Source organism: Verrucomicrobiota bacterium, assembly GCA_016871495.1.
GTDB lineage: Bacteria > Verrucomicrobiota > Verrucomicrobiia > Limisphaerales > VHDF01 > VHDF01.
The window spans coordinates 45,674-63,718 of the sequence record VHDF01000022.1; the positions used below are offsets into that span (position 1 = coordinate 45,674).

General features: G+C 61.6%; 13 protein-coding genes and 1 pseudogene. 5 read left to right on the forward strand and 9 right to left on the reverse strand.

Translation table 11 applies throughout. The features are described from left to right. Window positions 1-9: 9 nt before the first annotated feature. From FJ404_07160 to aspS, 3 genes are all read right to left on the reverse strand, one after another. A complete protein-coding gene (locus tag FJ404_07160) occupies window positions 10-3,480 on the reverse strand; it encodes a PAS domain S-box protein (GenBank protein MBM3822647.1) in 3,471 nt (1,156 codons plus the stop codon). A 165-nt stretch (window positions 3,481-3,645) separates the two neighbouring features. Then, entirely contained in the window at window positions 3,646-3,855 is a 210-nt protein-coding gene (locus tag FJ404_07165) for a hypothetical protein (GenBank protein ID MBM3822648.1), read from the reverse strand. 857 nt (window positions 3,856-4,712) lie between these two features. Continuing rightward, a complete protein-coding gene (gene aspS / locus FJ404_07170; protein MBM3822649.1) occupies window positions 4,713-6,512 on the reverse strand; it encodes an aspartate--tRNA ligase in 1,800 nt (599 codons plus the stop codon). A gap of 132 nt (window positions 6,513-6,644) precedes the next feature. On the opposite strand from aspS, the gene FJ404_07175 reads away from it, so the two are divergent. Genes FJ404_07175 through FJ404_07195 form a run of 5 tightly spaced genes read left to right on the forward strand, consistent with a single transcriptional unit; the run spans window position 6,645 to window position 11,807 of the window. Further along, window positions 6,645-7,367, forward strand: coding sequence for a TetR/AcrR family transcriptional regulator (locus FJ404_07175; GenBank protein MBM3822650.1), 723 nt, complete (start codon window positions 6,645-6,647; stop codon window positions 7,365-7,367). A gap of 43 nt (window positions 7,368-7,410) precedes the next feature. Then, a complete protein-coding gene (locus FJ404_07180; GenBank protein MBM3822651.1) occupies window positions 7,411-8,550 on the forward strand; it encodes an FtsX-like permease family protein in 1,140 nt (379 codons plus the stop codon). A 13-nt stretch (window positions 8,551-8,563) separates the two neighbouring features. Further along, window positions 8,564-9,298 (forward strand): ABC transporter ATP-binding protein, encoded by a 735-nt coding sequence (locus FJ404_07185; protein MBM3822652.1) that lies wholly within the window; start codon window positions 8,564-8,566, stop codon window positions 9,296-9,298. After that, window positions 9,295-10,308, forward strand: coding sequence for a biotin/lipoyl-binding protein (locus tag FJ404_07190; GenBank protein ID MBM3822653.1), 1,014 nt, complete (start codon window positions 9,295-9,297; stop codon window positions 10,306-10,308). Before FJ404_07185 ends, FJ404_07190 begins: the two co-directional genes overlap by 4 nt. Next, a complete protein-coding gene (locus FJ404_07195; protein ID MBM3822654.1) occupies window positions 10,305-11,807 on the forward strand; it encodes an efflux transporter outer membrane subunit in 1,503 nt (500 codons plus the stop codon). Before FJ404_07190 ends, FJ404_07195 begins: the two co-directional genes overlap by 4 nt. 41 nt (window positions 11,808-11,848) lie before the next feature. On the opposite strand, the pseudogene FJ404_07200 reads toward FJ404_07195, so the two are convergent. From FJ404_07200 to FJ404_07225, 6 genes and pseudogenes are all read right to left on the reverse strand, one after another. After that, a pseudogene (locus tag FJ404_07200) lies at window positions 11,849-11,932 on the reverse strand (type II toxin-antitoxin system HicB family antitoxin). 285 nt (window positions 11,933-12,217) lie between these two features. Further along, the gene (locus FJ404_07205) at window positions 12,218-13,753 is read right to left on the reverse strand and encodes an ankyrin repeat domain-containing protein (protein MBM3822655.1); all 1,536 of its coding nucleotides are present in this window, start codon (window positions 13,751-13,753) and stop codon (window positions 12,218-12,220) included. A gap of 1,308 nt (window positions 13,754-15,061) precedes the next feature. Beyond that, window positions 15,062-16,171 (reverse strand): S-methyl-5-thioribose-1-phosphate isomerase, encoded by a 1,110-nt coding sequence (mtnA, locus tag FJ404_07210; protein ID MBM3822656.1) that lies wholly within the window; start codon window positions 16,169-16,171, stop codon window positions 15,062-15,064. Window positions 16,172-16,176: 5 nt separating this feature from the next. After that, window positions 16,177-16,656 carry a hypothetical protein gene (locus tag FJ404_07215; GenBank protein ID MBM3822657.1) on the reverse strand — a complete coding sequence of 160 codons (480 nt, stop codon included), beginning with the start codon at window positions 16,654-16,656 and terminating at the stop codon, window positions 16,177-16,179. A gap of 4 nt (window positions 16,657-16,660) precedes the next feature. Further along, window positions 16,661-17,551 carry a phosphoribosylaminoimidazolesuccinocarboxamide synthase gene (locus FJ404_07220; GenBank protein MBM3822658.1) on the reverse strand — a complete coding sequence of 297 codons (891 nt, stop codon included), beginning with the start codon at window positions 17,549-17,551 and terminating at the stop codon, window positions 16,661-16,663. Window positions 17,552-17,752: 201 nt separating this feature from the next. Further along, a partial coding sequence (locus FJ404_07225) for a M24 family metallopeptidase (GenBank protein MBM3822659.1) occupies window positions 17,753-18,045 on the reverse strand: 293 nt, incomplete at its 5' end.

Genomic DNA, 18,045 nt, shown 5'->3' on the forward strand with positions numbered 1-18,045 from the left:
GAGGCGAGTTTACTCCAAGACGAGCGAGGGCCCAAGACTCGAATTGACCTGGGGGTGCAGAATTTCATCCACCGTTTTCGCCAAAGCGTCGCTGGGCACGGGTTTCGTCAGCAATACTTGAATTCCCGCCGAATCAGCCGCTTGAGGAAGGCCGCCGTCCAGCAAACCTGTGCACAGGATGACCTGCAGCCGCGGGTGATGGGGCCGGAGGGCTTGAACCAGCTCGACTCCCGATAAACCGGGCATGTTGAAATCCGTGATCAGCAGATCGATGGGGGCGCCCTCTCCCAACAAGGCGTCGCGGGCTTGGAACGCATCACCGAACGCCTGCGTTTGATATCCCAGTGAATGGAGAAACGCCGCTTGACGCCGGGCAAGGTTCTCCTCGTCGTCCACAATGACGACCCGCTCGTTCCGTCCCAAGATCGGCATTCGTCCAGACCTTCCTTCGACTTGGGGCATCCCATCCGGGGCGGCGGCGGGAAAAAGCAGGGTAAAACGAGTCCCTTGGCCGGGAATGCTCTGGACCGAAACGCACGCATCGTGATCGTGCAGGATCCCGTGGACGACGGCGAGCCCAAGGCCGGTTCCATCTCCAGGGGGTTTGGTTGTGAAGAAGGGTTCGAAGATTCTCGGCAGGATCTCCGGAGGGATGCCTTCTCCCTCGTCTTCGACGGTGAGGGCGACGTAAGGAATGGGCTTCGGATCGGGCCGGAAGCCGTGATTCGAGCCGTTCGCGCGCCAGGGTTTCAGGGAAAGAAAGAGACGTCCGCCGGAGGACTTCATCGCCGCCACTGCGTTGGAAGCCAGATTGAGGATGACGTGTTCCATGCGGACCCGGCTGGCCACGACGGTCAGGGCTGGATCAGGTCCTTCGATCTCGATTTCCGGCTGAATACCCGCCGGAAAGCTGGGTCGCAGAAGCCGGAGGGTTTCCTTCAGCACATCCCCAAGTTGAACGGGGACGCGCGGTTGCTCCTGTTTGCGGCTGAACGTGAGGATTTGATGCACGAGCTCCCTGGCCCGGTGGGTGGCTTTGACGATGTCGCAGATGGCTTCATAGTTGGGATGGTGCGGGGGAGTGTCCATCACCAACACGTCCACGTTGCCGATGATGGTGGCCAGAAGGTTGTTGAAGTCGTGGGCAACGCCGCCGACCAGCGTTCCCAAGGATTCCATCTTGTGGGCCTGATAGACCTGTTCTTGCAACTGGCGGCGCTGGTTCTCAGATTCGACCCGGCTCGTGATATCCCTTCCGATGATGACGCCCCGTTCTTCACCTGCCGCCGTCGAGAATGTGCGGACCGAACATTCCAGCAGCCGCCAGCCCCCTTCGCGATGTCGGAAACGGAGCACGACCGGCAATTCGCGGGCCCAATTGTTGCTCGCGGCCGCATGGTCTTCCGGATGCACTCGCGCCAGAAAATCCCTGCCGAGCAACGCTGATGGCGGATAACCCAGCACGGCTGCCCAACTTGGGTTTGCATAGACCACGCGTCCGTCCGAAGCCACTTCGGCCACGAGGTCATTCAAGTTCTCGACCAGACTTCGGTAGCGTTCCTCACTGGCTTTCAACACGGCTTCAACCTGCTTCAAAGAGGTGATGTCGAAAAACGAGACCACCGCACCGGTGGGACCGCCTAATCCCGGCATGGCGAAAGGCGAGGAATTCATGGACAACCACAGGAGTTTTCCGCCGGGAGGGCGAATGCCGATCACTTCGTTCTGCGTCGTCTTGCCTTCCTTCAACGTGCGCGCCATGGGTATTTCCTCCCGGCTCATCGGGGATCCGTCTTCTCTCAAAAAGTGCCAGTCGCGTTCGGCCAGGAAGCTGTTGCCTTGGGCGCACTCGATGCTTAATCCGAGGATGCGCTCCGCGCTCGGATTGCGATTCAGGAGCATGCCTTGATGGTCCAGAAGGAGCACACCCTCCGAAAGGCTGTTGACGATTTCCCTCAAGCGCCGTTCGCTGAGCCGCAGCGCCTCCGCCATCTGGCGGTTGTGCTCCTCGCCCACGGCCAGGCTTGCGCAATCAGCCGCCGACGCCACGAACATTTCCTCTTCCTTCAGCCAGGTCCGAGGGGCGGTGGACGCTTCCACCGCCAGACATCCGCACCACTCTCCGTGAAGGTGGATCCCCGCCACCATCATGGGGCGGGAAAGCCCTGTCTCGGCGCCGAAGTCCTGCAGCAAGCGCGCTCCCGGATTGGAAGCAGCATTCTCCGTGGATAAGCAGCGCGTGCTTTCCAGGATGTCGATCAGCACGCGTGCTCGGTCCAAGGGAATGGACCTTTCCGGCGAGCGCAGGGGATGTTCGAGATCGCGGCATTCCTTCCTGGAGAGAGTCGACTCCTTTTCGTCCGGCATCCAGACGCTGGCGCGAACAGCGTCCGCACCCCGCAGGGCGGCTTCGGCGACAGCTCCGAGGCGCTGGGTGAGATTGCCGTCCTGGAAGGCTCGGTCCCGGACCAGTTCCGTCACCGCATCCCGTGCTCGTTGGAGCGCCTGCCGGCGAATTTCCGCATCCTTGCGATTTCTTTCGCGATCCGTGACATCCCTCGCGATGCATTGGATTTCGAACGGATGCCCGTCCTTGTGGATATTCCGCGAACTGATTTCCAGAATGCGGGCCGCCCCCTCTCTCGTACTGGCCTGGACTTGAAAGACCCCCTGGCCCGGGGACTCCCCGGTCCGACCTGTCAACAACAGCTTCAGAATGTCCCGGCTCTCGGAAGCCAGGAGGGAGTCCAGTCGGACTCCGATCATGCTTGATTCCGAATAGCCCAGAATCTTCTGAACCGCCGGATTAATCCCGGTGATCCGGCCCTCGAGGTTGAGGGTGAAAATGATATCCGAGGCGTTCTCTGCCATCTCGCGCCAGCGGCGTTCCATCGCCATTTCACTTTCATTGCGCCGCTGGAGGGCCTCCGTTTGCCTCTTGACGGTGTTGCGGAGCGAGATCACCCAAAGGGCGCCCAAGCCGCAAGCCAAGGTCAATCCGAACATGATTCGTGGCGCGAAAAAGCTTCGCGTCCAGGGGGCGCTCGCGATCACGCTCATGTCGCCGGGACTTTGAACCATCAATTGCAGTTCGAGCCTTCCCATGTAGCCTTCATCGGCCACGTCCGCCACGCCGACCACCTCGATTTCCGCGCCCTCCTCGAATTTCGGCCGGGTGTTGCCAGTCGAGGCGATTCTGCTGCGCGCCTCAAAGGTTGAACCGTAGGCGCGCAGTCGGAGAGTCAGGAGGTTGCGGCTCCGCTGAACCTCGATCAATTCCCCCCTCGCCCGCACCCGCAAGGCATCGATGTTTCCGTTGAAATTCGATTGATCCAGCACCTGCGGCGACGGCATTTCCACCCGGGCACCCCTGCGGACAATGACATGGCGGAGGACGGGGCCGTAGAATCCTGCCACGGGGAATCCCACCGCCTCGACGGACTCCCCTGGCGCCAGGGTTTCCCCGGGGGCCAGTTCCATCTTCAGCCCTTGGCCGCCCTTCTGGATGAAGGCGAGTCCGTCCTCTCCGGCAAAAGTGGTGATGCCTTTGACCCGGACGCGATGGCTTGAAGCGGACGTGGGCGAATACGTCAGAATGCGATCGATGGTTGTCTCCGGGAGGAGAAAAGGATCCGGAGGAGCATTCTAGAGTAGGGTGACATCCTTGGATTCCTGCACCAAGAGTTCGAAAGCGATCAACTGGTTTCGCCGGGTGAACTTGCTAATGCAAACACCCACCATGCGAATCTCGCTGTCCAGCCATGCCCGCGGCGTGGCGTCCTCCTTGCCCGCGAAGAGGTAGGCGGTGAACGTCCCGGCCGGGGTATGGACATACAGCTCATAGTTGTGGTCCACCCGGCGAAAACCCTGCAGAACCCCACCGCGGAAATCAATTGGGAGTCTTCTTTCCCAGTGAGAAGGCGATCCAAGCTCGCTGGTTTGGGGGTCGGCCGAGCCTTCGTCCCCAGTTTTACGGCATGATTGGGGATCAGAACCGGGGCGAACCCACCAGCGGTGACGATGCCTTTAAGCTCAATCCAGTCACCGGCTTCGGCCTGGAACGGAGCGGCTCCCCGGGCCATGGACCAGGAAATGCCGCCGGTCTCGTCCTGCAGAAACTGGGTGTTGGAAAACGGATCGGAATAAGTCACGACACCGCGAATATGGAAAGGAGGACCGGCTATGGCTTGCTCCCGTGAGAGTTCGAGGGCCTTGCGGATGGAGACGATTGGCTCGGGCGATGGAGCGCCCCGCGTGGGTGAGGGAGTCGCAAAGAGGAGCAAGGCAAACCATCCCTGGATCCACCTGACTCTGAACATGGGCTCCATCGTAACGTATCCCGGGCACTCGGAAAAGTCCTTACTGATCAAACCTTCAGATTGCCGTGTATCCCGATGTTGTTGGTAGGGCGGGCCTGTCCCAGCCCGCCGCCCACGGGATGCAAAACATCATGCTCCGGCGGCGCGCCGGGACGGACGCGCCCTACCTGCATCACCGGCAACATCGGGATGCACCGTTCAGATTGAAGGTCTCTCTGCAGGAGGCATCCTGACCTGGCACCCTTCAAGCCGTCGCAGGTCCCGATTGGAGGATCTGGGAGCTGCACGCTCCCAGAGCCCGATCCTGCCGGGAAAGTCATGACCGGCATGGCCCCCAGGACTTGGAGCCTGGGAGAGAGGCCAAGGAGCGCTGGGAGGCACCCCAAGTGACGATTATCGCAGAGGCGCTGCTTTCACTTCGAGGTGGAGATCCCGAAGCTGGCGCGGAGTGACGTTGGAAGGCGAGGCGGTCATCAGGCAGGTGCCCTTCGCGGTCTTGGGAAAAGCGATCACGTCCCGGATGCTTGAAGTGCCGCACAGCATGGCGACCAGCCGGTCGAATCCAAGGGCAATTCCTCCATGCGGTGGCGCTCCAAACTTGAAAGCCTCCAGCATGTAGCCAAAACGCAGCGCGGTTTCTTCCGGCGGAATGCGCAAAATCTCCTCGAACACCGTTTGCTGCACGGACGGCTGATGAATGCGGATGGAGCCGCCGCCCAGCTCGACCCCGTTGACGACGATGTCGTAGTGCTGGCCCCGCACCGCTTTCGGATCCGATTGCAACAGGGGAATGTCGGCCTCAACCGGAGCGGTGAAGGGGTGATGGCTTGAATACCAGCGCCCCCATTCCTTGTCGTAACTGAGCAGCGGGAAATCCACGACCCACAGGAAGCTGAACTGCTTCGGGTCCAGGATAAGTTTGCCCTGGCTCTTGAGAAGGTCGGCACAATAGAGCCGGATTTTTCCCAGGATTTCGCATGCCGTCAGCCATTGGTCGGCGGCGAAGAGGATGAGGTCACCCTCCTCGATGGATAACTTGGACTGCAAGGCGGCGCGCTCTGCGGGGGAGAAGAATTTGACGATCGGCGATTTCCATTCCCCGTTTTCGACCTTGATGAAGGCGAGGCCCTTGGCGCCAAAACCTTTCGCGTATTCGGTCATGGTTTCGATTTGCCCCTGGGTCGCGCCGGCCAGGCCGCGTGCATTGATCGCCTTGACCACGCCTCCGGCGGCGATGGCGCCGCTAAACACCTTGAAGGATGAGCCTTTGAATTCCTCGCTCAAATCGGCCAGTTCCATGCCGAACCGGGTATCGGGCTTGTCAATGCCGAACCGGTCGAGAGCCTCCCGAAAACTGAGACGGGGGAACGGGGTGGCAAGATCCATGCCCAGCGCGGTTTTCCAAATGCGGCGCAGGAGTCCCTCAATCAGCGTGTAGATGTCCTCGCGCTCGATGAAGCTCATCTCGATATCGACCTGGGTGAATTCAGGCTGGCGGTCAGCCCGCAGATCCTCGTCGCGGTAGCAGCGGGCCAGTTGGAAATATCGTTCCACGCCCGCGACCATCAGGATTTGCTTAAACTGCTGGGGGGACTGAGGCAGGGCATAGAATTCGCCTGGGTGAACGCGGCTGGGGACCAGGAATTCCCGGGCGCCCTCGGGGGTGGATTTGAAGAGGGTGGGGGTTTCAACCTCGAGGAACCCTTGTTCGTCGAGGAACTGGCGCGTGGCGATGGCGGTTTTGGAGCGGAGTCGGAGATGGCGGGCCATTTCGGGGCGGCGCAGGTCCAGGTAACGGTATTGCAGCCGGAGCTCCTCATTGACTTTGGCGGAGACCTCCGGGTCATCGACCGGAAAAGGGAGGACTTCGGAGGGGTTGAGCAACTCGAACGAGGACACGCTCACCTCGATTTGGCCGGTGGGGATTTTGAGGTTGTCGGTGCCGGAGGGGCGCTGACGCACGGTGCCGCGCACGCGGACGACGGATTCGCTGCGGAGGGAGGCGGCGCGCTCGAAATCGGGGACGGGGAGGACGGAGGGGTCGAAGACGGTTTGGGTGCGGCCTTCGCGGTCGCGAACGTCGATGAAGAGGAGTCCGCCCAGGTCACGGCGGGAGTGAACCCACCCTTCGAGGACGACGGCCGCGCCGAGATGCTCGGGCCGCAGCTCATTGCAATGATGTGTGCGTTGCATGCCAAGTTAAAGGGCGGAGATCTTGGGGCGGGGAGGAGGTGAATTCAAATCGAAATCGAACAGGACCAAGAGCATCAATTTGACTCACACAAATGATTTGACTTACAGTCACACAAAGAGAGGATTTGCAGCGTGTCGGCCACGAAGCAACGCAAGGACCGGGAGAGGGCGCAACGGGAGGACTTGATGGTGGAGCAGGCCAGCCGGCTCCTGGCGCGGGATGGTTTTCAGGATCTGAACCTGGATGAGCTGGCGGGCCAGATCGAGTATTCGAAAGGGACGATTTACCTCCATTTTGAAACGAAGGAGGACCTGGTGCTGGCGGTGGCGACGCGGGCCTTGCGCGAGCGGGCGGATTTGTTTGAGAAGGCCTCCACGTTCACGGGCCGCACACGCGAGCGCATGCGGGCCATCGGTTTCGCATGCTGCCAGTTCGCGGTGGCGCACCGGGATTTTTTTCACGTCGAACTGATGCTGCGCTCGAACAGTTTTTGGGGCCGGGCCTCGGAGGGTCGGAAGCGATTGCACGCCGTCCAGGCGGGACGCCTGTTTCAAATCGTCAGCAGCATCGTCAACGAAGCCGTCCGTCTGGAGGATTTGCCTCCCCGCGCCTCGCCGCAGGAGGTGACCTTCAGCCTGATCTCGGTGACCATGGGGAGTCATATCGCGGCGATGGAGCCGGACATTCAAATGATCTGCTCGATCAAGGATCCGATCGCTGCCGTGCGGCGGAACCAGGATTTGGTCTGCGACGGCTGGGGGTGGAAACCGCTGCTGAAGGATTGGGATTACGCCTCCACCGACCGCCGCATCAAGGCTCAAGTGTTTCCGGAGGCATCATGGTTTCGAGCGTGAAAAATATGACTTGTGGTCAAGAATTCGTTGGGGTCGTGCGGGTATGAATTTTGTCGCCCTGCGCATGCTCACGGGCGATCGCGCCAAGTATCTGGGGCTGATTTTCGCCATCGCCTTCAGCACCTTCCTGCTCGAGAACCAGACGAGCATCTTCGCCGGCATCCTGAGCCGGACGGCCAGCCAGATCAAGGATGTGCCCGAGGCGAGTGTCTGGGTGATGGATCCGGCCACGCAGTATTTCGAGGAGACCAAGCCCTTGAAAGAGACGGATCTCTTGCGCGTTCGCGGAGTCGAGGGAGTGGAGTTTGCCGTCCGCCTGTTCAAGAGCAATCCGGTGGCGCGCACCGCCTCCGGACGTTTCTCCCAGACCGTGGTCATGGGTTTGGACGATGCCACCTTGATCGGGGTGCCGCGGACCATGGTGCTCGGGAGCTGGGAGCGTCTCAACGAGCCCGACGCGGTGGTGATCGATCGAGCGGGCTACGCGTTGCTGTTTCCAGGCGAGCCGCTGGAGCTTGGCCGAAGGTTGGAGATGAACGACCACCAGGCCCGCATTGTTGGGATTTCGGAGGCCAAGCCTCCTTTCGTGAATTTTCCGGTATTGCACGCCCGCTACAGTGTTGCGGTGCAGTTCCAGGGGCGGGAGCGCCAACAGATGTCCTTCGTCGTCGGACGCCCGGTGCCGGGACTTTCGGCTGAAACACTGGCTCGCCGCCTTGAGGAGCGCACGGGTTTGCGCGCCCGCACGTCCCATGAATTCAGCTGGGACTGCATCCTTTATTACATGAAGCACACTGGAATCCCGGTCAATTTCGGCATCACCATTTCGATCGCGGTCATTGTTGGACTGGTGGTGTCCGGCCAGACCTTCTACCTCTTCACGGTGGAGCATTTGAGGCAGTTTGGAGCCCTTAAAGCGATCGGCGTTTCCGACCGGCGTTTGGCCGGCATGATCATGCTCCAGGCGGCCATGGTGGGATTCATCGGCTTTGCGCTGGGCACCGGAATGGCCGCGTTGTTCTTTGAGTTCTTCAGCCGGCAACTTCCGACGCGAGGCATCATCCTCATGTGGCAAAACGTGGTGGGAGTGGGCGTGTTGATGCTCCTGGTCGTCCTCGCGGCGAGCCTCTTGAGTTTGAGAAGGGTGTGGGTGCTCGAACCTGCCGTGGTGTTTCGAGGCTGAAACCGCTTTCCGAATGCACCTTCAGGATTCCAACACCCGCGCCGTTCGTTGTTTCGATCTGAAGAAATTCTTTGGCGACGGAGACGCCCGCATCGAGGCTCTGCGCGGAGTGAACTTTGAGGCCCAAGCGGGGCAGTTGACCTTTCTGGTGGGCCCGAGCGGATGCGGGAAGACCACCTTGATCTCCGTCATCACGGGCCTGCTCGAAGCGAGCGGCGGCCATGTCGAGTTGTTCGGCGAGAACATCGCGAATCGTTCCGCGCACGAACGCATCGTCTTTCGCCGCCAGTCCCTGGGCTTTGTCTTCCAGCAATACAACCTCCTTCCCGCGTTGACCGCCGCCGAAAATGCGGCCGTCCCCCTGCTCGCTGCCGGAGTGCCACGCCGCGAGGCCGTGGATCGCGCCCGGGCCATGCTTTCCCGCCTGGGACTCGAGAATCGGGCGTCATCCATGCCGTCCAAACTGTCCGGAGGCCAGCAGCAGCGTGTCGCGCTGGCGCGGGCGCTTGTGCATGAACCCCGGCTGATCGTTTGCGACGAGCCCACCGCTGCCTTGGATCATGTCACGGGAGAAAGGGTCATGGAATTGCTCGTCGGGTCAGCCGTCGTTCCAGGCCGGGCCGTTATCGTGGTGACGCATGACAACCGCGTCTTTCATTTCGCCCACACCATCGCGCATATGGACGACGGTCGCATCACCAGCGTCGAAGGCGGTCTGCCCTCTGTTTCCAACTCCTTCTCTCTATGAAGCACTTCCTGCTGCCGCTCTTCGCCGCGGCCATCCTGGCTCTCGCCACGTTTTCTGTGGTCCGAACCCAGCCCGCCAAGCTCGCTGCCGAACCGTCTTCTCCGCCGCCGCGAGCGGAGTTTACGCACCGAGTCGCCGCCGTGGGGATCGTCGAGCCTGTCTCGGAAAACATCTCCTTGGCCTCCCATTTGCCCGGGGTGGTGGAGGAGGTCTTGGTGCAAACCGGGGATGAAGTGGCGAAAGGCCAGGCGCTGGTCAAACTTGACACCCGCACGCTGAAAGCCGAGTTGGCCGAGCGTGAGAGTGATCTCGCGTTGAAGCGGGCGGCGGTGCTTTCAGCGCTGGCCCGGGTCCGGAAGGCGGACTCAGGCTATGAGGATGCCAAGCGGCACTGGCAGTTCGCGAACGCCCTGAAGGATTCCCGGAGCCTCAGCGCGGAGGAGCTGTCGAGGCGAAAGGGTGCGATGGAGGTGATGGAAGCCGAGCGTGAAGCGGCGGAAGCGGAGGTCGGTTGGGCGCGGGCCGCGGAGGGTTTGGTGATGGTGGCGCTGAACAAGGTTCGGGTGGAATTGGAACGAAGTACCGTGACCGCTCCCAGGGCTGGACGTGTGCTTCAGTTGCGCATCAGGGCGGGGGAGTTTGCGCCCGCCGGCCCGGCCGCCGATCCGTGGCTGGTTTTGGGTGATGTCTCCGTTCTGCACGTTCGCGCCGACGTGGACGAGCACGAGGCCTGGCGGGTTAAGCCAGGCGCGCGGGCGGTGGCGCAGGTGCGCGGCAATGCGGCCTTGAGTTTTCCAGCCGCCTTCATCCGATTCGAACCGCTGGTGGTGCCGAAACGCTCGCTCACGGGATCCAGTTCAGAGCGCGTGGACACTCGGGTGCTCCAGGTGATTTACCGGGTGGACGCGCCGACTTCCTCTTTGATTGTCGGTCAACAGATGGATGTCTTCATCGAAGCCGATCCCATTCCGGGATCCGCGAACTCTTCCCGCGCCGCAACGAGTTTATGAAGCAACCCGCGACTTGGGTGATGATCGTTTCCGTGCTTGCGCTCGCGGCGGGTTGCCGGGTGGGCGAGATGGATGTCAGGCCCGCATCAAACTTGCCGGCTCGTTTCATCGAGAGCGGGAGCGCCTTGGCGGAGGAGGCGCGGGCTCCGGACCAAGGGTTGGAGTGGTGGAAGGTGTTTCGCGACGCCGAGTTGGACGCACGAATGGCGCGGGTGCTGGAGGCCAACCACGATCTGCGTTTGGCGGGCGCGCGTTGGGAGGAGGCGAGAGCGGCGGCGGGATTGGCGCGGACTCCGCTTCATCCCAAACTGGATGGCGCGGCGCAGACCGGCCGCTCACGATTGAGCGGGGAGTCGCTCAACGGCAGGCAAATCCGCCAGGCGGGGCAACCGCTCGAGAACAATCTGTTTCACGCGGGAGTGGATGCGAGTTGGGAGATTGATGTCTTCGGAGCGGTTCGTTGGGGTGCCGAAGCGGCGAGCGCGGATTGGGAGGTGGCCGAGGAACATCGACGCGACGTCCAGATTCAGGTGCTGGCGGAAACGGGGCTGGCGTGGGTTGATTATGGTGCCGCGACTCGCTTGTCGAAGCTGGCCCGGGATCACGCCCGGGTTCATGAATCGACGCTCGCGCTCGCCTCGGATCGGCGCCGGGCCGGGGTGGGAACTGAGTTGGACGAGGCACGGGCTCAAGCGCAATGGCATTCCACCCAGGCCCGAATCCCTGAACTCGAAGAGCAAGCCCGGCGAGCTTGGCACCGTTTGGCGGTCCTGGAGGGCCGGCCGGCCTCAGCGACGGAGCCCTCAGAACCGTTGAGCCCCACTCTTGCTCAAACTGAATTGAGGGTTCCGATCGGATTGCCTTCCGAACTTTTGCAGCGCAGGCCCGACGTGCGGAAGGCGGAGCGGGAGCTGGCCGCCGCCACCGCCCGAGCGGGATTGGCGCGGACGGAATGGTTTCCACGGTTTTACCTGACCGGTGCCGCCGGACTCGAGAGTGTGGAAGCCTCGGATTTTTTGGACGGAGGGAGCCGGTTTTGGTCTTTGGGACCCTCGATTCGCTGGCCGATTCTCCACGCAGGGAGGATCCGGCGTCATGTGGAAATCCAGGACGCTCGGAGAGGCCAGGCCTGGATTCGTTATGAACAGGCGATCGCCAAGGCTTTGGAAGACGTGGAGACGGCATTGGTGGGATTCGGTCGCGAGCAGGAAAGAAACCACATGCTGCGGGAAGCCGGGAAAGCGGCAGCCCTGGCCTCACGGCTGGCTTCGGATCGTTACGAGGCCGGTGTCACGGGTTTTCAGGACGTCTTGGAAGCGCAGCGAGTGGACTTGGAAGCCCAGGCTGGAGTAGTGGAAAGCGATCAAACTTTGGCCAAGCACTTGATTCGATTATACAAGGCGCTTGGCGGAGGCTGGAGTCCTGTTTCCACCGCGGCATCGCATGGAGCCAAAGGATCCAACGGACTGCCGCTTGATTTGCCATCCGATCCCCAGTAGAGCCGCCAAAACCAACCGCGCCTTCTTCGAACCCCACGGGCTCATGCGGCGACTGAGAACACGTCAACCAACTCTGGAATAGGCTCTCCATGCTCCAGTCGATCTGCCATCACCCGTAAAGCCAGCGCCGGGATTGGAGGTCAGAAGTCCGCTGGATGCGGGGTGACGCGATTTCAGCTCCAGTCTCCTCGGGCCAACCACGTCGTCACGCTGTCCACGCTGAGGTGCCGTGAACGGCGCGCTCCGAAGGTCACGGCTTCACGCCGGGTTCGAACCATGAGTGGAATCACCGAAGTTCATGAAAACAGCGAAGAGGGAAATGGGGCAAGATTTCGATCATCTGCAAGATCTCTGTCCCCAGGGAATTCACGCCGTCCCCAGAGAACTTACGCCCTCCTTGCGATTTCTTCTTAGCGGCGAGGTGGCGTCGAGGTCGCGGCGCGGATCGCGGCTTTTACCTCTTCGGAGCCGTCATTCCGGTCGGGAATCTTGGCGCCGGCCGCCAGCAACTGTGTGACCACGCCCACGTAATCCCCCGACTTGCAGTGCCAGCCGTGCTGCGAGCCGTGAATAGCCCAACCGAGTGGCGTGCTGGCGAAATCGGCATCCCTGGCTTCGAGCGGCGGATTGTATCGAAGGAGAACGCGGGCCATGTCCGCGTTGCCATGAAAACTCGCCCAATGCAACGGCGTGGCGCGATGCTGTCCCAATGCGTCGATGGGCAAACCCGCTTCCAGCATGAGGCGCACGGCGTCGGTTTTGTTGTTGCGCGCGGCGTGGGCGACATGGCGGCGATAGGCTTCGGACAATCGCGCGGTGAGTCCGGGATGCTCGCCCAACAACGCTCCGACGGCATCCTCGTTCCCCGCCCAGCAGGCGACGATCAGTCGCACTTCGACAGAACTGCGTTCCTGAAGCAACCGCGCGACATCCACGTGGCCGAATCGTTCCGCCACTTCGTGCGGGGATGCGTGCCAGCCAAGTGTCCATTGATAAATCGTTCCTCCTGACCTTGATCGGGATTTAGGGAAGAACTCGTCCGTAACCCGCAGATGGATGCAGCCGGGGTCCGCGTCGAGATGCCGTCGGGTCAATGCCAAGTCACCCAGCGAGGCGGCCATGAGCAGGTCGGTTCGACATCCGCGCTGCACCAGGAACCGCGCGATGTCCTGGCGGTCGCTGAGCATGTATTGGGCTGGGGTCGATTCGTGGTCCACGTCACGCGCGTCGATCTCCGCGCCGTGATCGAGGAGAAAGGCCGCGATCTCGACGGTACTGGCGAAATGCAGGGGAGTTTGGCCATCGCCTCCGCGGGCATGAACCAACGCCGGGTCGGCCTCGACCCGTTCCCGCAGTTTCTCCAAGAAGCCGAGCCGGGCGGCAGCGTGAACATCGATGACCGCTCCGCGCTGGATCGCGTAGTTCGCGAGTTCTGGCGGCGCTTGGTCCAGCAACCCGAATCCGCCGGCCCACCAACGGCTCCGGGCGTTGATGTCCGCGCCGGCCTCCAGCAAGACGTCCAGCATGGCGCGACTGCGTACATTGAGGAGGGGGGGCGAATCGAACGGACCGATGGGGTCATTAATGCGGGCTTTGAGGGCGGGGTGACGCTCGAGCACGAGGCGCAGCAAGGCCGCATCGTCCTCCTTGAAGGCTTCGTGGCATAACTCCATCGGATCGCCCGAATCGAGCCGCACGGCTTCGACGTGTTCCTTGAGCTTGGTCCAACTTTCAAAGCCGTATTCGCGGGCGATGACGCATTGAGCGTTCGCGAGCGAGATTGACGGGGCGGGGTGAGGCGCGTCGGGAACATCTTGCCCGCTTTGAGAGCTTTCACGAAACCGCCGCGCTGCGGACGGATCGCCGGCACGGTATGAACGGAGGAGATCTTTGGCCTGATTCTTGAGGTGCTCAAGATTGGGCCGCGGAGGAAGCGACTGGGGCATGGAACCTTTCTGCTATCGCCTGGAGTCCGCGAACAGGCAGCATCAAGGTTGTCATGTTGACGACATGGGCAGGTGGGCTAAGCCCTTTCCGCGGACCGGGACGCGTCCTAAACGCGCGGATAGCAAGCCAGAGCTGTGGAAGGGTGTCAAGGCAGCCCGGCTGAGTTCCCTTTCCATCCGTGCATCCCGATGTTGTTGGTAGGGCGGGCCTGTCCCAGCCCGCCGCCCACTGGATGCAAAACATCATGCTCCGGCGGCGCGCCGGGACGGACGCGCCCTACCTGCATCACCGGCAACATCGGGATGCGCCGCCTTTCCATTCTGTCTGACTTCCGGAATCAAGTCCTCGGTCTATCCGTGAAAAATTCGCGACATCCGCGGTTGGAAAAAGCCTGGCAGGCCTCGAAATCGAGGCTTCGATGCACTCCACTCATGTGTTTTGTGGTTGAAACACGAGAAAGCCCATTGACCGGGGATGGCGCGGATAGCGAAGGTGGGACATTCAAGATCTCCGTCCCTAGCCGATCTTCGCATCGCCCGGCCCAACCGCGGGTGTGGTCAGCGCCAACCCATCATCATCGGCAGGGCGAGGTTCCACCCCAGCCCTGATTTCTCCGCAGGATCCAAGAACGCCAATTGAGCTGCTCACCTACCCTAAAGAATCATTCGCCTGCACGCGTGTTGACGGAGTGACGACTCGCTCGATCACCCGGGTTGAGGATTGTCCAGGGCTCGGGTGGAACCTCGCCCTCCCGATCACGATGACGCGCTAACTCCGGTCCACTTGACTCACGTTCACCCTCGATGGTTCGGCTGTTGAGGTCAACGGCATGGGGTACGCCAAGCGCACTCCGCTCCCAGTCTCTGCGTCCTTCGCGGCCTCTGCGCGCGGAAAAGCAAAAGGCCTCGCACCCAACCCGCGACGAACGCAATGGAAACCAGCGTGATCTCGAACCGGCAAAGCGGAACCACGACGGCCGAGGTCATCGCGAAGTCCTAGGCGGTTTGAGCGGCGTTGTTCCAGGAGGTGGACGGCTCTCACGGAGGCACAGAGACACGGGGAGAAAGCATCCGAAGCCCGTCTCGTTCACCGGTTCAAGCATGCTTCCCCTCTCTCCGTGCCTTCGTGGTTCCGTGAGATACCCTTCCTGCTCTGTCTCATCATTCGATTCGAAGGTTGGGATCACCGAGCCCGAGAACTTTGCCCCCAGCGAACTCCTCGGCCCAATCACGTCGTCAAGCTGTCCACGGTGAGGCGCCGTGAACGGCGCGCTCCGAGATCAAGATCAACACCCCTCCGCGAAGGTGTCAAATCGCTCTTGGGCATCCGAGTCGCTGACGATTCGTCCAAAGCGCTTGAGGGGCGATGATGCCGCGAGGGGTGATGAACCCGGTGATCAGCGCGCCCGGGGTGACATCGAAGCCCGGATTGAGGGCTCTACTGCCAGGGGCGGCGATTCGGACTTGAGTCCGTCCTGTCCTGCGGTTCCATCCCCAGGCGCTGAGGACTTCCTCGGGGTCGCGTTCCTCGATCGGGATTTGGGCGCCGTTTTCCAGTTGCCAATCGAGCGTTGAGAGGGGAATGGCGACGTAGAAGGGGATGCCATGGCGGTGGGCGAGCACGGCTTTGGTGTAGGTGCCGATTTTGTTGGCCGCGTCTCCGGTGCGGGCCACGACGCGGTCGCTGCCAACGATCACGCAGTCGATTTGACCACGTTGCATGAGGTATCCGGCCGCATTGTCGGCGATCACGGCGTGTTCGACACCGTGTTGCCCGAGTTCCCATGCGGTGAGGGAAGCGCCCTGGCAGCGGGGTCGGGTTTCGTCGCAAAAGACGACGAAGCGCCGGCCGCGGCGATGGGCTTCGTAGATCGGGGCGGTGGCGGATCCGACATCAACGAACGCCAGGGCGCCCGCGTTGCAATGGGTCAGAATGCGGTGCCCGTTCTTGACCAGTTGAGCTCCATGCCGGCCGAGTTCGAGACAGTGGTGGACGTCCTCATCCGCAAACGCCTCCGCCAAGGTGAGCGCGAGTTCGGTGAAGTGGATGGGGGAATCCGCGCTTTCGAGTTCCGCCAGCATGCTGTTCATGGCGTTGACGGGATCGACGGCGGTGGGGCGCGCTTGGGCGAGAGCGGCACACACCTTCAAGGCGTCCTTTCGCAGTCCGGCAAGGGTCTTAGCGCGGGAGGCGCGGATGCCTTGGGCGAGTCCGAAAGCTGCGGTGGCGCCGATGGCGCCGGCGCCGCGCACGACCATATCGCGGATGGCCCGGGCGGTGTGGCGAAAGTCCGAGGTGCGGTGGAAGGCCAGTTGATGGGGGAGCAGGCGTTGATCGATGAGGATCACCTCGTTGCGGCGGGCGTCGAATCGAACGGTGCGAATGTCCCGGGGTTGGCCGCGGAGGCGGACGCGCATGGAGCTTACCAGAGGAAGGAAGTTTGTTCGGCGAGCAGACGGTTCCCGTCCCACAGGGAGGCACGCCACGCGGAGACTTCGCGGGCTTGAGCGAAGGCGTCACCTTCCAGGGTCAGCGAAGTCCAGGTGCGCCGGAATCTCTTGGGTTGCCAGTCGCGTTCGAGGATTTGGGTGGAACCGTTTCCCAGGCGCAGTTCCATTTTCAATTTCAGGGGACCTGATCCTGAGGCGGAAGGGCGTGGGGAGAGCAGGATGTCGTAGCGCAGGGCGGAACAGCGTTCAGGGTTGCGCCGGAGTTCGGCCTGGTAAGCATCCCTTTCGAAAAGGCTGGGGGACAGGGCGGCGCGGCCTTGTTGATCCAGGAAATGCGGCAGCACTTTCAGGATGGGAGATTTGCCGGTGGGCGAAGGGGTTTCCGCCTGGGCGGCGTAGGCAGTCCCTGCGATGAGACTCCAGAGGCCGAGAATGATGCTGATCCGGAGCATGATTTCAGAGGACGTTCCCGGTCAGGCGCGCGTAGGCTTCCAAATATTTGTCACGAGTCTGGATGACGACATCCTTGGGAAGCGCGGGTGCGGGAGGGAGTTTGTTCCAGCCGATTTGTTCGAGATAATCACGCACGTATTGCTTGTCGAAACTCGGCTGGCTGGTGCCGGGCGTGTAGAGGTTGACGGGCCAGAAACGGCTGGAATCGGGGGTTAAGGCTTCATCGATCAGGATCAAGTGGCCCTGGAAAAGTCCGAATTCGAATTTGGTGTCGGCGATGATGATGCCGCGTTTGATGGCGTATTCGCGGGCCAGGCTATAGAGCTTGAGGCTGGCTTCTCTGGCTTGTTCGAGCAAAGTGCGATCCATCAGGCTCCCTGCCTGCTCGAAGGAGATATTCTCGTCGTGTCCGGTTTGGGCCTTGGTCGCGGGAGTGAAGATGGGTTCGGGAAGTTCCGCGGATTCTGCCAGGTCTTCGGGAAGAGGGATGCCGCAGACGGTGCCGGAGCGCCGGTATTCTTTCCATCCCGAGCCGGCCAGATAACCCCGCACGACACACTCGATGGGCAGCGGTTGGGCCTTTTCGACGATCATGGAACGGTCCACGAGCGAGGGATCGATTTCCTGAATGACGGACTCTGGGGATTTTCCAGCGAACTGAGCCCGATGGTTGGGGATGATCCCAGCGGTTTTGTTGAACCAGAAGTGGGAGATTTGACTCAGGACTTCGCCTTTGCGGGGGATGCCGGTGGGCAGAATGCAATCGAACGCGGAGATACGGTCGGTGGCGACGAACAGGAGGTGATCCCCCAGTTCGAAAATCTCCCGAACTTTGCCGCCGCGCAGTTTCTTCAAGCCGGGCAGCGTCAGCTCCAGCAGCGGTTCATCGCACATTGGTGGAGAGACTATGGGGAGGCGCATCGACTGAAGCAAGGCTCATGAAGATCCTTGTCACGAATCCCGGATCATGACCGAGCCGTCATGGGCTCGGTCATGATCCGGGCGGGGTGATCCATCGAAACTTGAGAATGGCCTTTGCCGCCCAGATCCTGCGAAAGTCCGATGCGGATCACCTGCCGTTTCCAGGTTTAAGCTTCAGTGTTTCATGAGTGATTCGATCTCCTCCGGTTCGATGGGTATCGTGGCCATGAGGTTGGTATTTCCATCGCGTCCGACCAGGATGTCATCCTCCAGGCGAATACCAAAGCCTTCGTCCGGAATGTAAATGGCGGGTTCCACGGTCATGACCCATCCGGGTTGTACGGGTTCGGTGGTGAACCCCACGTCATGGACGTCCAATCCCAGAGGATGGCCTAGTCCGTGCATGAAATAGCGTTTGAACGCCGGCTGTTCGGGCGATTGTTTACGGATGTCGGAGGCGGTGATGA

Excerpts from the sequence above, each read along its gene's own strand:
- FJ404_07160 (MBM3822647.1), bottom strand. The coding sequence starts at position 3,480 with ATGGAACTGGCCCCCGGGGAAACCCTGGCGCCAGGGGAGTCCGTCGAG.
- aspS (MBM3822649.1), bottom strand. The coding sequence starts at position 6,512 with ATGCAACGCACACATCATTGCAATGAGCTGCGGCCCGAGCATCTCGGC.
- FJ404_07180 (MBM3822651.1), top strand. The coding sequence starts at position 7,411 with ATGAATTTTGTCGCCCTGCGCATGCTCACGGGCGATCGCGCCAAGTAT.
- FJ404_07185 (MBM3822652.1), top strand. The coding sequence starts at position 8,564 with ATGCACCTTCAGGATTCCAACACCCGCGCCGTTCGTTGTTTCGATCTG.
- FJ404_07190 (MBM3822653.1), top strand. The coding sequence starts at position 9,295 with ATGAAGCACTTCCTGCTGCCGCTCTTCGCCGCGGCCATCCTGGCTCTC.
- FJ404_07195 (MBM3822654.1), top strand. The coding sequence starts at position 10,305 with ATGAAGCAACCCGCGACTTGGGTGATGATCGTTTCCGTGCTTGCGCTC.
- FJ404_07205 (MBM3822655.1), bottom strand. The coding sequence starts at position 13,753 with ATGCCCCAGTCGCTTCCTCCGCGGCCCAATCTTGAGCACCTCAAGAAT.
- mtnA (MBM3822656.1), bottom strand. The coding sequence starts at position 16,171 with ATGCGCGTCCGCCTCCGCGGCCAACCCCGGGACATTCGCACCGTTCGA.
- FJ404_07215 (MBM3822657.1), bottom strand. The coding sequence starts at position 16,656 with ATGCTCCGGATCAGCATCATTCTCGGCCTCTGGAGTCTCATCGCAGGG.
- FJ404_07220 (MBM3822658.1), bottom strand. The coding sequence starts at position 17,551 with ATGTGCGATGAACCGCTGCTGGAGCTGACGCTGCCCGGCTTGAAGAAA.